The sequence below is a fragment of the Paenibacillus sp. alder61 genome, assembly GCF_020179875.1.
Classification (GTDB): Bacteria; Bacillota; Bacilli; order Paenibacillales; family Paenibacillaceae; genus Fontibacillus; species Fontibacillus faecis.
This window is the reverse complement of the sequence record NZ_JAIUDG010000002.1, coordinates 210,135-225,196: the sequence shown is the minus strand read 5'-3', so window position 1 is coordinate 225,196 and position 15,062 is coordinate 210,135. Positions and strand designations below refer to the sequence as shown.

At 55.6% G+C, this 15,062-nt stretch carries 9 protein-coding genes and 1 pseudogene; all 10 read right to left on the bottom strand.

Annotated features, from left to right (window positions below):
• Nucleotides 1-15: 15 nt before the first annotated feature.
• Nucleotides 16-2,730, bottom strand: a pseudogene (locus LBW89_RS02970) (DUF5695 domain-containing protein); the annotation flags it as partial.
• 68 nt (nucleotides 2,731-2,798) lie between these two features.
• Nucleotides 2,799-4,685, bottom strand: coding sequence for a sensor histidine kinase (locus LBW89_RS02965; RefSeq protein WP_148452342.1), 1,887 nt, complete (start codon nucleotides 4,683-4,685; stop codon nucleotides 2,799-2,801).
• The gene (locus LBW89_RS02960; protein WP_170287082.1) at nucleotides 4,682-6,280 is read right to left on the bottom strand and encodes a response regulator; all 1,599 of its coding nucleotides are present in this window, start codon (nucleotides 6,278-6,280) and stop codon (nucleotides 4,682-4,684) included. Before LBW89_RS02960 ends, LBW89_RS02965 begins: the two co-directional genes overlap by 4 nt.
• A gap of 105 nt (nucleotides 6,281-6,385) precedes the next feature.
• Entirely contained in the window at nucleotides 6,386-7,219 is an 834-nt protein-coding gene (locus LBW89_RS02955; RefSeq protein WP_148452338.1) for a carbohydrate ABC transporter permease, read from the bottom strand.
• Nucleotides 7,216-8,175: a carbohydrate ABC transporter permease gene (locus LBW89_RS02950; RefSeq protein WP_148452336.1), complete on the bottom strand. Its 960-nt coding sequence runs from the start codon at nucleotides 8,173-8,175 to the stop codon at nucleotides 7,216-7,218. The genes LBW89_RS02955 and LBW89_RS02950 overlap by 4 nt, the downstream gene beginning before the upstream one ends.
• A gap of 78 nt (nucleotides 8,176-8,253) precedes the next feature.
• The gene (locus LBW89_RS02945) at nucleotides 8,254-9,702 is read right to left on the bottom strand and encodes an ABC transporter substrate-binding protein (RefSeq protein ID WP_225038422.1); all 1,449 of its coding nucleotides are present in this window, start codon (nucleotides 9,700-9,702) and stop codon (nucleotides 8,254-8,256) included.
• A 215-nt stretch (nucleotides 9,703-9,917) separates the two neighbouring features.
• The gene (locus LBW89_RS02940) at nucleotides 9,918-10,298 is read right to left on the bottom strand and encodes a VOC family protein (RefSeq protein ID WP_148452334.1); all 381 of its coding nucleotides are present in this window, start codon (nucleotides 10,296-10,298) and stop codon (nucleotides 9,918-9,920) included.
• A gap of 44 nt (nucleotides 10,299-10,342) precedes the next feature.
• Nucleotides 10,343-10,891, bottom strand: a complete 549-nt coding sequence (locus LBW89_RS02935; RefSeq protein WP_412066985.1) for a TetR/AcrR family transcriptional regulator — start codon at nucleotides 10,889-10,891, stop codon at nucleotides 10,343-10,345.
• Between the two features lie 793 nt (nucleotides 10,892-11,684).
• On the bottom strand, nucleotides 11,685-13,502 hold the full coding sequence (locus tag LBW89_RS02930; RefSeq protein WP_148452332.1) for an ABC transporter substrate-binding protein: 1,818 nt from the start codon (nucleotides 13,500-13,502) through the stop codon (nucleotides 11,685-11,687).
• A gap of 124 nt (nucleotides 13,503-13,626) precedes the next feature.
• Nucleotides 13,627-15,048, bottom strand: coding sequence for a GH32 C-terminal domain-containing protein (locus LBW89_RS02925; RefSeq protein ID WP_148452330.1), 1,422 nt, complete (start codon nucleotides 15,046-15,048; stop codon nucleotides 13,627-13,629).
• Between the last annotated feature and the right edge of the window lie 14 nt (nucleotides 15,049-15,062).

The window sequence follows — 15,062 nt, the reverse complement described above, 5'->3', positions numbered from 1 at the left end:
CAGATCAACCTGCTCCGGCTCCCCGGGTCCGTCGCCTTGTTGAAGCTCGATCTCGTACCGGGCGGCCTCGCCGATCGACAGCGCGGCCACGGCCGGTTTACCGCCGACCGAACTCACCGTCCCCGCCTTGGTGCCGTTGATCAGAATATCGTAGGAGCCCGGCGCGAGACCGGTAAATGTGACATGCGTCGTATGCGCCGTCCCCGGCGTTGCGCTCGCGAGCGTAAACCGGATACCGTCCTTCGCCTTCGAAACCGCTGCCTCTGTGTACTTATCCCGCTCCATGACCATGCCGAACTTCTCGGTGATCAGATTCAGCTTCTGGAAGACGCCGTCTTTCGGAACGACCACGTACCGGCTACCCTCATCCGTCACCTCCGCGCCGTAGCCGTACACCCCGAAAAGCGGGTCGACCGCCACGTCGGCGCTCAAAATTTGGATCGCGCCCCACAAGCCGAGATCGGCTTCCCCGGACATCCCCCGCCAACCGTTAAAGAGCGGCCCGCCTCCGACGCCAAGGGCCCCATGATTGCCTTTGGTCATCTGGTAGGTCCACGCCACCGCGCCGATATCGGCCGGATCGGAGCTGATTTGCCCGGAGTTGATCGCGCTGACATTGCCGATCTTCGAGGCGTAGGTCAAACGCTGCTCCACTTCGGGCTGCTTGGAATGGTTACGGACCCAATCGTCCATCGCGTAGCCCTGCAGCGCGACCGTATATTGGAAGTTCCACCAAGGCTCGCCCGTAATCGTCACGGGGACGGAGTAGAAATACCACAGCGGCATATGACCGCGCGTCGCCCGCACCTTCGTGTTGATTTTTTCCATCATCGAAAGATTGTTGTACATCTTGGCCAACGTATAAACCGACTCCTCGCCGGTATTGTCGTAGTTGTACTCCGATCCGTAAGGATATGTCGTATTCTTGAAATTGTTGTATTTCGTGGCCATTTTGTTCTTCAGATCGTTGGCTTCCGCCGTGTAGCCTTCGTCCTGCAGCGCCTTGATGATGTCCGGCGTCGACAGTTCGCCCATGAGCCCGGTATTCCAATTGTAGGCGACCGGTCCTTCATACAGCGCCTTGAAAATATTGTAGGCCCGAAGCAAGTACGTGGACCGGGGGTGTTGGTATTCCACCAGATCCGGGTACAGCTTCGCGATTTTGTACATGCTGAAATACGTGTTGTACACATGCGGATAAGCGTAACCCCGGTAGGTCGGCGTCGTGTTCGGCTCAGGCATCAGGAAATCGTGAATCAAATAATCCTCGTGGTGGCCGTTCATCAGATGGGTCCAGATCGCGGTCTCCAGATACTCATCCACGGCGATAATTTCCGAGGCGACCGGTTTCTGCACGTTTTTCTCGGCCAGGAACTGCCCGTGCGTGAGCCCCCAATCATCGCCCCATCCCCAATACCCGTTAAAAACATTTCTTTTCGAGTTCGTCTGCATCATCCAGTCGTCAAACACCTTGTCGCGCAGGTCTCCGGGAACATTCCACTGCTGATGCTCCACCATAAACGTCGCATGGCGCTGCAGCGCATCGGCAATCGGCTCGATGGCGTAGAACTGCAGCACCGTTTTCTCGCCGTCGCCGTAGTGGACCGTGATGTCGTTCGTCCCGAGTTTACCGAGACGCAGGGAGTACAAATGATGGCCTCCAGGTTCCGTACCGATCGGCTCAAGCGTCGTTTGCGCAGGATGCTGCGCCTGAACCGAGCGAATCGGCTTTTTCGTCCGCAAGCTGAACTTGGCGGTTTGATCCGTCGGCACAATCATGCCGGGAACCACCGTGAAGTCGATCAGGCCTTCCTCGTACAGCCGATCCTTCACCGCCTGCTCGTTTGCGGCCTTAAAAAACTTGAAGGCGTACGTTTTGCTCTCGCCCGGTTTCAAAATCAGGCTGGTATTCGGCAGGTAACCGCGGTTTGTACTTTTGATGACGTTGGAGTGAATATAAAACACGGTCAAACCCTCGGACCAGCCCCCTTGATCGGCGGCCCATTTGCTTCCGGGATGCTCCTCGACCCGCCAGTTGTCCATATATTCAAATCCGGCGCCGGTTGTGGAATCGGGAACCATCAGCAAGGTGTCGCCGATACCGCTCGGGCGCTGCACGGTGATGTAAGAATTGTTGTTCGCCACGTTGGAATGGGTCACGACCCGGGACTCGTAAATTTGTTCATTGTTGCCTCCGGACCAATACTCGTTAAAAGGAAGCGGCAAGCCGAAATCGCCGATTTCCAGCGTCCGGCCGCTCGTGTTCGTCACCTTGATCGCCCAGCGCAAATGATCCCCGTTCAAAGCGTAGGATTGCTCGACTTTAAAATTGCGTATCCCTTCGGGATGGCTGGAATTCTGATACGTCACGTTGACCGTGTTGCCGTTCTGGCTCTGCGTCCGTCCGTCGGCGGACCGGTTGGTCCAGGCGGTCGTCCAGGCGCCGTTGTTCAGCCGGTACTTAAACATTAATTCACCCAGCCACTGATGGTCCGGCGTGTTTTGCTGCGGGGCGTTGGATGCGTTCATCACGTAATTCGTAGGAAAACGATCCCCGACGATTTGCAGGTTCGTGATCTCGCCATGCTCCCCGGTCGTCACCCGGAAGTCGCCATTGGAGAGCGTGTAGGCGGAAGCCGCTTGGGGGATAACGAAAGCCAGCGTACTGGCGACAACTACCCCGAATAGTACCTTCAAAGGTTTAGCCAATCCTAAGCCGTGTCCTCTCATGCGCCGCTCCTCCTCATCTAATCGCAATTTACCAGAACAGCCCTCTCCCTTTATCCGATCCTTCGTTTCTATCGCTCGCCCAACCTCCGCATCACCTCCTTTCCGGGTTCCGGCAGCCTTTCCATCCCGCTTTGTTTCGGCAGCGTTATTTTCATCCGCGTCCCTCCCCCGGGAATCGAAAAAGCCTGCATCCCGTAGGATTCGCCATACAACAATTTGATCCGGTTATTCACGTTCTTCAGGCCCACCCCGGCCGCTTCAGGACGCCAGAGCGATTCCAGCGCTTCCGCTTCCATCCCCCTGCCGTTGTCCTCCACGATAAATTCCAGGCGGTCCCCTGCATCCCGCCCGGCGATGCGCAGCAAGCCTCCGTTCGAAACGGAGGAAAAACCATGGATGATGGCGTTCTCGACCACCGGCTGAAGGAACATTTTCGGCACCCGGCAGTCCAGCGGGATCTCGTCCAGCTCGTACCGGGTTTCAAACACGCCGAAGTACCGCATCTCCATAATGTGCAGATAGCTTTTGAGCCAGATCAGATCATCGCCAAAACTCACCAGTTCCTGTTTGTTTTTGACCGTATATTGAAGCATGGTCGACAGGCTGACCAGCATTTGGCTGATCGCGGTTTCGTTCCGTTCCAGCGCCATCCAGTTGATGACGTTCAACGTATTGTAGAGAAAATGCGGATTCAACTGCAGGTTGAGCGCCATGATTTCCGCTTCCTTCTCCCGAAGCTGGGTTTTGTAGTTTTCATCGATCAGGTCGCTGATCTTCTCGTTCATCTGGTTGAATTTCCGGATTAAAATGCCGAACTCGACATCGTCCTGCTCGGGAATTTTGGTGGAAAACACGCCGCTGCCGGTCAACTGGATCGCCACCAGCAGCTTCTTGATCGGTTTCGTAAGCCGGCCCGAAATCATGTACGCCACCGCCACGGAAACCCCGATTAATACGGCCGCGATATACAAACTGTAGGTGTGAATCAGCGGCAAATCGCTGATCAACCTGCCGTAGGGGACAACCAGGACACTGAGCCAGCCCGTGATTTCGGAGGTATCGTAGCAGATCAGCACCTTCTCCCCATTCACGCGCGAAACCAACGTTCCCGTCCCGGTCCGCACCGCGGCCTTCAGCCAATCCGCGGCTTCCGTACGGGCAATTTTCCCGCCGTCCGGATGAGCCACGATGTCGCCCCGTTCCGAGACGACGTACATCGTTGCGCCCTCGATGGCACTTCCGCTTACCTGGGAGGAACGGAAGAAGCTCTCGTTAAAGTTGATGAGCAGCAGCGGATTCTCGGTGCGTTCTCCCCAACTGTGGACGACTCCGTTTTGCACGATGGAACTTTTGAGCAGTTGGGCCGCCGAAAACACGTACCTGTACCCGGGATCCATGTCCGCCAGCTCCTGCTGATCGAACTGCTTGGCGAAATCGTAGGTCGGGACCCAGATCAGCCTGCCGTCCGCCCGCGCGGCCTGCTGATACACCCCTGAAGCGTGAAGCTTCTCGGGCCTTACGGAAACGAACGTCGGACGGGACGTCGACGAAGCCATGCCGCCGAAGCTGTAATAGCTGGTCACCAGCTGTACGCTGCCGATTCCCGGCTCCGAGGCATAATATTTGTTCAAAATTTCGGACACCTCCCGGTCCATCCGAAGAAGCTCCAGCAGATCCGTGGGCCGGGGTCTGTCGAAGAGCCGGAACAAATCCGGGTCCGCCAGAAGGGATAGCGATTGATCCTTGATCCGGTTGAGGACAATGTCGTTGTACTGATTGTTCTTCTTCACGACCTCCCGCATGCTGTCGCTGGCATTTTTGAGAATAATGTCCGAACTGGTCCGGTAATAGGCGTAGCTGATCAGGATCATAGGGAGGGTGATCAGGAGAACATAGTAGACGATCAGCTTGGTGCGAAATTTTAGCCGGGCGAACCGGCGGAAGAACGGCATCATTCCGGCGACCGGCCCCGCTTTCCTTGCAGCAGCCGGAGCGTTTTGCGGTATTCCTCCGGCGTCATGCCGAACTCTTTTTTGAAGACGCGGTTAAAGTATTTCACGTCCGAATATCCGACCGCCTCGGCCACCTGGTAGATCCGCTTGTTCTCCCGCTCCAGAAAGGTTTTGGCTTTGCTGAGCCGGACCTGGGTGAGGTAGGCCGTAAAATTGATGTTCAGCTTGTTTTTGAAATATTGGCTGAAATATCCCGGGCTAAGCCCAAACCGTTCCGCCGTGGATTCCAGCGAAATATCGTGCGCATACCGCTCATCGATAAAATCCAGACACTGCTGGACGAGCCGGTTTCGCCGATCCTCTTTCCACGTCGCCACCGTACGGACGGCCTTCCGCAGCACCTCCAGACAGCCTTCCTCAAGCTGCGCAAAACCCGAAGCCTGGTCGCAAACCTCGTCAATTTCCCAAAGGAAATGTTCATGGGTCCCGCTCTCCCTAAGCACCTCGTGGCCTTCCAGCAGCTTGATCAGGAGGAGCTTGCACTTGGCCCGCAGCCGGTGCGGCAGCGGAAAAGGAGGGCGCCGCCAGTGGTCAAAACACGCATGCAGCGCCGCCTTCAACGCCGCCTCGTTGCCGGCCCGCAGCGCTTCCGCCAGGGCCGACTCGGCGGCCGTCGGCACGACCGGGTGCCGGCTGTCGTCCAGGCGTGATTTTCCGGCGGGGAACACCTTTATCCGCTCCTCATAAAACCGCTCCAGCAAGGCAAGCCGGGCTTCGCGCAAACTGAGATGCGCCTCCGCGAGCAAGCTCTCCCGCCGGCTTCCGATCCCGGCGGCCAGGCTTCCCGAGCCATGGCGTCCCGCCAGCTCGTCGATCACGGCCTCCACTTCCGCCGCCTCCGTCTCGCAAGCCGCCGACGGCGAATCGCCGCCGAGCAGGCAAATCACTTCCCGCTCGTCCTGCTCGCTGACAAAGCAAAAGCTTTGTCCTCCCCGCCGTCCGAGGAGGGACTGCAGTTCGCCCGCCTCAACCCGGCCGAACTTTGACCGGCTCCGGATCGATAAGGCCGCGCCCTGGCCAGTAAAAGGGAGCAGCGCGCGGAGCTCCGTCATCCGCTCGGCCTCCAGACTTCCATCCGCCCAAGCTTGGAGCAGCTTCCCGCTGTAGGCCGGCTCCATGCGGTCGATCCTCGCCGCCAGCTCCTGCTGCCTCATCCGCTCAAGCCGCTCCCGCTCATTCAGCGCCTCCGCCCGGCGGAACACCTCTTCCAGCCTTCCGGCGTCGACCGGCTTCAGCAAATAATCGAACGCGCCGAACGTAAGCGCTTTCCTGGCGTATTCAAAAAAATCGTACCCGCTCAGCACAACGACCTTCCCCCGCTGGCCCGGTTCCAACCGTTCCATAAATTCAAGCCCGTTCATTCGCGGCATTTGAATGTCCGTGAAGATCAGATCGAAGATCCGGGCTTCGCAAAGCCGCAGCGCCTCTTCCCCGGTTCGTGCCGAACTGACGGCGACGTCCGGCTTCAGCCTTTGCAGCAGCTTGCTGAAACCGAGAACATGACCGGGTTCGTCGTCCACCAACAGAACATGCATCATCCTACTCCCTCCTTTTAGCCCCATTATATAGAAAGAACGGTGCGAAACGGACAGGATTATGACGACTGCTTAATCATTATAAAGCGGTGAGGGGTCAACCTTCACTCATCCCTTGACGCCGCTCATCGCGATGCCCTCTACGAAATACCGCTGGCCGATGAGAAACACGATCAAGGAAGGCAGCACGATGATCGCGGTCGCCGCCATCATGAGATGCCACTGGGCCGAGTAAGTCCCCTGGAATAGGGTCAAACCGAGCATCAGGGTGTAATTTTTTTCCGAAGAAATGAACACCATGGGAGCCAGGTAATCGTTCCAGTTGGCCAGAAAGGTCAGCATCCCGATGACGATGAGCGACTGTTTGCTGATCGGCATAATGATGTTCCAGTAGATCCGGAAATGACCCGCACCGTCCATTTTTGCCGCCTCATCCATGTCGCGGGGAATCGTCAGGAAGAACTGCCTGAGCAGGAAGATGTTGAACACGCCGCCGCCGAACCAGGCCGGTGCGATGAGCGGAACCAGCGTATCGGTCAGATGCAGAAACTTCCATCCGAGAAAATGCGGAATCATCACGACAAAGAAAGGCAGCATAAGCCCGGTCAGAATAAAACCGAACACCTTGTCCCGCCCGGTCCATGAAATCCGCGAAAAACTGTAGGCGCACAGCGAACTGGACAGGACGACTCCCGCGATGGAGAGCACCGTGACGACCGTGCTGTTCCAGAAGTATCGGCCGAACGGATTGCTGGACAGCGCCTCCACAAAGTTATCGAGTTCGAACGACTTCGGGACAAACGCGGGCGGAATCTGAAACAGTCCGTCCATCCCCATGAACGCGGTCCGCAGCATCCAATAGAAGGGGAATACAAACAGCAGACCGCCCAGGGACAAAATCACGTATAACGCCAGACGTCTGGCAAACGCGCGCAGCTTCATTTTCCTCTCTCCTGCCCTTCATAATAAACGAGTGAATCCGAAAATTTGAACAGAACCGCCGTGCACAGCAGAATGATCAGGAACAGCAGGAACGCGGCCGCACTGGCCGTGCCGAATTTCGTAAACTGAAATCCTTCCTTGAACAGGTAGTAAACGATCAGATAGCTCGCGTTATTGGGGCCGCCCTGCGTCATCACCGCCGGCTGCACGAACGTCTGAAAGGCGTTGACGAACCCGATCACGGTATTGAAAAAAATAATCGACGAGCTCATCGGCAGCGTAATGTACCAAATTTTGTGCAGCGTATTTCCTCCGTCCACTTCGATCGCTTCGTACAAATGCGAGGGGATATTTTGCAGACCGGCGAGGAAGATGACCATCGTGTTCCCCGTCAGCCACAAGCTGAACAGGATCAGGGTCGGAATCACCGTCGAGTCCGAGGACAGCCAGGGGATTTTCGGGACTCCGAACAGGCCCAGCACATAGTTGACGACGCCGAAGTCGGGCTGAAGCATCCAGAGCCAAATCACTGAGGATGCGGCGAGCGGGATGATGACGGGTAAATAGAACAAGCCGCGGAAAAAAGCCCTCCCCTTGATCTTGCTGTTCAGCAGCAAGGCGAGCACGAACGAAAAGCCGATGCCGAGCGGAACGCTGACCATCACGTAGTAAAACGTGCTGACGACGGCGTCGTAAAAGAGCGGCTCTTTGCCCGTAAACAGCCTCGTAAAATTGTCGAGCCCGACGAACTTCGGGGTGCCGACCATACTGTACTCGGTAAACCCGAGAGCGAAGGTGATGACCAGGGGCCCGAGCACGAAGGCGAGGTAGCCAAGCAGCACGGGCGAAGCGAACAGCAGCCCGTATTTCAGCTCGGTTCGTTTGCGTTTTCGGATCCCTTCCGAGGGGGCAGGGGCGGGTGTGATCGTGTGTTGCGCATCAGCCAACGTTTTCATCGGTTTATCTCCTTCCGCCGAAGAACCGGCGCGCATATCGTGATATGGCGTGCAGCGCGCCGGTCCGGCTTGCTCCATCTACTTTTTATCGTATCGTCCCTGAATCTCCGGCTGAATCTTGGCGGCCGCCTCCTTCATCGCCTGTTCCGCACTCTGCTTGCCGAGCCATACCGGATCCAGGGCGGAGAAGGCCAGGGAGCTGACCTTGCCGAAGTTTTTTACATAGTAGACCGGCGAAGGGGTGCTGTTGTTCAGCAGATTGTTCATAAACGCGTCCTTGAAGCCCGCCGGGTGCGCCGGGTTGTTCTCCGCCCACTGGGCCACCAGCTCGGGATCGGTGTACCACTTTTTGAGCGTCGGCATCCAGAGCCCATCCCGATACAGATTCAGCGCCCCGGACGGGTCGGCGAGAAACTTGGTCAAAAGCCACGTTTCCTCCGGATGTTTGGTGGCTTTAAACATCGCGCTCACACCGCTGATGCCCATGGCCACGCTCCGCTTCATTTTCGGCAGAACGCCGACGTCATAGTTCACTTTCGCGGCACCGAGGTCCAGGTTGATCCATTGGCCGTGCATGCTCATCGCCACCAATCTGGACTGCAGGGCGACCGCCTGGGACGGGATCGACTTGGCCTGCACCGGATTCGGCGCGACGTGATGGACGTTGATCAGATCCGCCAACTTCTGGAGCGCCTCCACCGCCTCCGGCTGGTCGAGCGCAAACTTAGTCCCGTCCGCGGAGACGAGATCGCCTTCGTTGTTGACGATATGCGCCATGACCGGTCCGTACCAGTTCTCGAACGAGACGCCGAACTGCTTGATGTTGTCCTTGTCGAAGCCCGGTTCGGACGCGTTCTTCCCGTTCTTGTCGATTGTCAGCTTTTTCGCGGCCTCCACGAACTCATCCCAGGTCCAGGCTTCCTCCGCCTTGGCCGGCGGCGTCTCTACTCCGGCCGCCTCGAACAGGTCCTTGTTGTAAAATAGCCCGAACGTTTCGCCGGCCGTGCTGATTCCCCAAGTGTAGTTCGGGTCGTCCCCGTTAAACCAGATATAGTCGAGGAAGTCTTCTTTCTTTAACTCCGGGTCCTTGGCGAACATGTCGTTGAAGTTGATGAACTTCCCTTCCTTCTGCCACGCTTCCCCAAGCTCGCCATGGACATAACCGGCATCCGGCGTTTCATTGGCCGCGACCATCGCCGTAATTTTGGCGTCATAATCGCTTTCGGGAATATGAACGGCATTGACGGTGATCCAGGGGTATTTCTCGGTGAACTTTTTCGTCGCCTCCTCCACCGCTTTCTTCTCCTGCGGGCTCCCCCAGAACGTGTATTTCAACGTGACCGGTTCCTTGTCATCCGCTCCCGAAACGGGTGCATCCTTTCCGCCGCCGCCGGACTCCTGCGCTCCGTTCGTCGCGGCCGGGGTCGTCCCGCTGCCGCCGTTTGCTCCGCCGCAGCCCGATAAAGCCACAGCGATGATCAGAAGCCATGAGCTTAATAGAAGAAACCAATTCCTCTTCATGACCATGTTTGTTCCTCCCTTTTGTTTTACCTGGATTCATTGTTCTTTTCGATTCGCTTAAGCTGGCTTCATTATAATGTAAACGCTTTATTTGAAAAATTGTAAAATTTTCAGATTGGTGGACATTTCTTAGATTCATGCTGGCCTTCGTTGACCGCTCGCAGCAAAAAACGGCAGTCGGGCTATAAGCCTGGCTGCCGTTTGCTGTTCTTAAAGCCAATTTAATTCAATCGGTGCACCATCTCGTATTTGTTTCCGCAAGGATCTTCGAAATAGACGGCGTAGTAGGTCGGACTGATCGGAAAAAGCTGCGGACCGGCATTGATCGTCCCGCCGCTCCGTGTAACCAACTCGGCGATCTGGTCCACTTCCTCACGACCGCTCGCCCAAAAGCCGATCAGATTCCCGTTCGGCTGATGCTCAGGGTCCTCGGTAATGGCAAAATAAGGTACGTCCGGAAGCACGCCCTCCCCGGCGAACACCTTCCAATCAGCACTATGATAAGTTTGCGTAAATCCCAACTCGGGCAGCAGGCTTTCGTAAAAATGGGAAGCCGCCTCCCAACTGGTGACCCGCAGGTCGATATGACTGTATTTGTTCATTTCGGAATCCTCTCCTTATTTCGTTGGTTATAGCAAACCATATGCTACGGCTTTAAACCCCTGACAAACAAATCCGTGCTGGACTCGATAAAAGCCGAAATAGAGAACCGGGACATCGACGGCCCCCCTAACAGCCTGGACATAAACGCTCCATAGTTCATCCACATAAAGTGAATAGCCTGGGCCTCCGCATCCGTTGGAATCATCTTCCCTTTATGCTGCATCTCCTGAAAATAATTCTTAAGGAGCTCTAGCAGCGTCAAAGGATGCTTCTGTGCGTTTTCGCGTATGTCCTTCAATTCCTCGTCCCTTAAAACAATCAGAAACAACTTGCGGTTTCGATCCATCATTTCATGATACATCCGGCCGATCATCACCAGGTCCGCTTTCAGGTCCCACTGAATGTTCTCTTCAAAAATTTTCGACATCTCGACGGAATAATGGTAACGGTCAATTGCGCTTTCCAGCAGCTTCATCTTGCTGCCGAAATTCCGGAACAGGGTCATCTCACTAAGCCCGGCGGCTGCGGCGATTTCCTTCGTCGACACGCCCTTGTACCCTTTCTCGGCCATCAGCTCTATGGCCTGGGTCATTAATTTGTCTTTCGTTTTGTTAACAGATGATTTGGTTGGCAAAGTGGATCCTTCCTCCTTCCTCCTTCCTCCTTCCTCCTTCCTCCTTCCTCCTTCCTTTTGTTTGTTTGGTTGGTTTGTTGGATGTCGTATTTGTCTGCCATCAACGTTTGTTAGTACTCACTATCATTAAACTATATGATCTGTACCCAATTGTCAATATATTCTTCCACGATGTTCTGCCGCAATTGGCTGGCTTTAAAAATTCCTGCAAATCTGCAGGCTTTTTCCCGCGTTTCGGGCGAAAATTAAAAAAACCTGCAAATCTGCAGGTTTTTTCGGCAGGACGAGCCAAATCGGCGAATAGTCCCGGAAATTGTTGCAGATTTGCAGGAATTTGCTGTTCCCGACCGTTCAAATCAAAAAATTCCTGCAGATTTGCATCTTTTTCGTTCCAGTGCGCTTCTTATGTCAGCTCTCGGTTCAAGTCCGCCCTTTTTCACCCCGCCACCCTTACACCTGTTCGTGCTTTACGCCTGATCAGATCAAACCTTGCACCCTTTTCACGCTTTACAAACCTATCCGTACTTTACTCCTGTTCACACCGGTCTCCTGTCCGTCTTTCTTCCTGTTCATCTTTCCCCCACTTCGACTACCCCTGCCCGCGCTTTACTCCTGTTCACACCGCTCTCCTGTCCTTCTTTCCTCCTGCTCATCTTTCCCCCAGTTCATACTAAACCTGCCTGCTCTACACCCGCCCGCTTTACTCCTGTTCACGCCTTACCCCTGCCTACACTTTACTCCTGTCCGCGCCTTACGCCTGCTCGTTCTGCACCTGTTCGTGCCTATACCAAAGCTCCCGGAAGTCCGCCCAGCCCCGCGAAGTGAACGCCACGCCTTCCAGCGAGGAATCGTACGTAATATCGATGATTTTATGTACGAGGAACAGCATGGCCCCTTCATCCGCAAAGTACTGCTCCATCTCCTTGTACTCACGGAAACGCGCCGCCGGGTCCTCTTCGTTTTTGAGGCGGTTGACGTAGTCCTCCAGCCTGTGCCTGTGCTCGGGATCAAGGAACGGATAGATGAACCCCCATTCGAACAAAAACAGGTCAAACAGCGAAATCACGCCTTCGTGCGGTGTCGCTTCAAAAAGAAGCATATCGGTTCGCCGGAGGATTTCCGGATTCGGGACGTCGGCCCAATCCAAAATTTGCAGCTGAATCCGCACCCCATAGCGGAGTAAGGTCTCGCGAATGCATACGGCATCCGGCTCATGCCGTTGATAAGTCGTAAGCACCAGCGTTTCCCCCAGGTATCCCGCGTCCCGCAGCTCTTGTCCCCAATCTGCCGCGGACGACAAGGTACTCGCGTTCACATTCCGCGCCCTGCCCGCCGTCTCGCTAAAAGGAAAGCCGCAGGCGATCTCATGCCGGATTCCCCCCAACGCCAACAGTGCCTCGCGGTCGATCATCCGGTCGAGAACCCGGCGAAACGACTTGTTCTGAAGCGGGCCTTTCTTGCGCATGTTCAGCGTCAGCACATTCGTTCCGGAATACCGGGCTTCCGACTGGCCCAACCGGGTGGGAAACGGAGGCAGCTGCCCTTCCCCCAAATTCATAAACAACTGCCCCGATCCGTCCAAACTCTCCTTGAAATATTCCGAGACCCGGACCACCTCGATCCGGTCCAAATGGGGCCGGTAACCGTAGTAAGCATCGAAGGCGGACAGAATACAGTGGTCCGGTGTTATTTTTTCGAGGACAAAGGGTCCCGTTCCCACCGAAAATCTCACAAAGCCATCGGAAATCCCGGATGTATCCACCACCGACGCGGGAGTGAAAGCGACAAAATGCAGAAACAAGGCATTGGGGCGTTTCAGCCGAAACAGCAGAGCATGCCTCGACTTCACTTCCATCACGTCAATGTCGTCCACCACCCAGCGGTGCGGAGAATCGAACAATCTGGCGAAGGATTGCTTCACCGCTTCGGCCGTTAGAGGCCGGCCATTGTGGAAAACGACGCCTTTTCGCAAATGAAAAAGCCATTCGGTATACGATCCATTGGTTTCCCAGGCATGCGCCAAAGCACCCGAGAAGGCTTCGCGCTCCGCGTCGTATTTCACCAAAGTATCGAACGCTTGCATAATCAGATGCGCATCCGAGTCAAAGATCACCCGAGTGGGATCCAGCGTCGTGATCGTCCGGTAAATCGGGATAACGAGCGCGTCTTGGGCTTCCTGATGGGGGGCTTGAAGTTTTTTGTAGCCGAAAAAAGAGTTCACCCAGCCTACCAGAAAACGATCGGCTTCCGTCCCTTCACCAAATTCCTTCACCAGCTCAAGAGCTTCGCCGATCGCCTGTTCCTTCAGAAGCGCCTCGGTTTTCAACAGCAGAAATGAATCGAATTCCCGGTAAAAAATCAGCTTCGACGTATTCCCGCGCCCCCTCCCCGGTCTGAAATCCAGCAATCCGTCTTCGACCAGCTTGTTCACAATAAGCTTGACGTTGCGGGGCGTACAAACAAAAATTCCGGCCAGTTCCTGGGAGGACACCGGAATCTCTTGATGATTGGGGCAGTGGCGATAGACCTGCCTTAATTTGAGAAAATAATAGTCGTTGGTTGAGAGCATCGAAAAAACCACCTCTATCCGATATTGTACCGGATCGGGTAGAAAAAGTCGCCAAGACAGCCTTCAGAGGAACGCAGAAAACCGGACGTAAATACCTACGCCCGGTCCCTTCCCTCAGTCTGCGCTATTCCATGATGTCCAGCTCCGTGAAGACCGCTTCCCCGTGCTCGACGAAGAGCCCCAGCCCTCCGGGTTGGTAATCGTAAGCTCGGGCGGCCAACGCCGTATCGTTGACATAAAGGACCACAATATTTCCGCTTGTGATTACCTTAATTTCCGCCTCATGCTCACCCGCTAACGGAACATACCTTTCTTCGACAAACTGCTGATCCCCATCAAACTTGTTGGAGCGGTCAAAAATCACCCTGTTCCTTGAAGGCTCCAGCCGAACCTGGCACCATTTCTCAAGCCGCTCTCCCTCGGTATGCAGCATGAGCCCGCAAGCGAGGGTCTCCGGTGTCCAGCTTAGCTTCGCTCTAACCAGACAAGCTTCGGTCATTCTTGCCACTTCAACCCAGCCGAAACCGAAAGGTTCACGGCCGCGTATCCCGTTTTCAACCGTCCAAGTCCCGCGGCGGGCCACGGTTGCTTGAGGCAGCGCTTTACGGTACGAATCCTCCAAAGCTTGTACCGGCTTTACGCCGAGTGTGCCGTCCGGACGCTGTACCAATTCGTGCACCAGAGTGCTTCCTCCCCACTGGTACGGCTTCCTATCGTCCATACCGGTGCGGAAGGCCTGCCAGCCGACCAGATAGCGTTTTTTTCCGTCCGAGACCGTTTTCGCGGCGTAAAAGCCCCGGCCGTCAAACATATCATCGACCGCCGGCGTGATCCACGGCCCCTTCGGACTTTGAGCCATCCGATAACGCGTCTCCCACCAGCGCGTATAATTGGAGAAGACCATGTACCACCAATCGCCCATCCTGAATATATCGTGGCATTCATGCGTAGCAAAGCTTCCCGGAGCATAGATCGCCGTTCCGGCACGCCAGTTCGCCAAATCGGAAGATTTCATAATATGGGTGCACCCGCCGCGGTTGTGATCCGCGTCCTTCTCGGTCGCCGTCACGGCCATCCAATATTCCTGCTCCTGATCGTTCCAGAACACTTGGGGATCTCTCCAATGCAACCCGCCGTAATGCTCCGTGTCAGGCGCCACGTGAAACGAGGCGTCCTTCTCCCAATGGATGAGATCGGTGCTGATGGCCCGCATCAGCACTTGTTCATGCTTGCCCGGCGTGTCCCGGTAGCTCTCGTTGAATCCCGTATAGTAAAAATGAAAAACTCCTTCGCGTTCCACGACGCTCCCCGTGCCGATATGCCAATCCTGATCCTCCGGACTTCCGCAAGGGATCGCCATCCGCGGCTCTCCGTAATGAACGAAATCGGTCGTGAGCACTTCATAAACGCAGTACTTGTGCAAATAGTACAAGTGAAAGATTCCCTGATGGTAGAACGGCATAAAGTCGCCGCATGTATCCGGCCCCGGCATATTCTCGCGCTCGGCCTCGTGCAAATAAAATCGGTGTCTGCTTCCCTGTTTCATCGATAGCTGGCCTC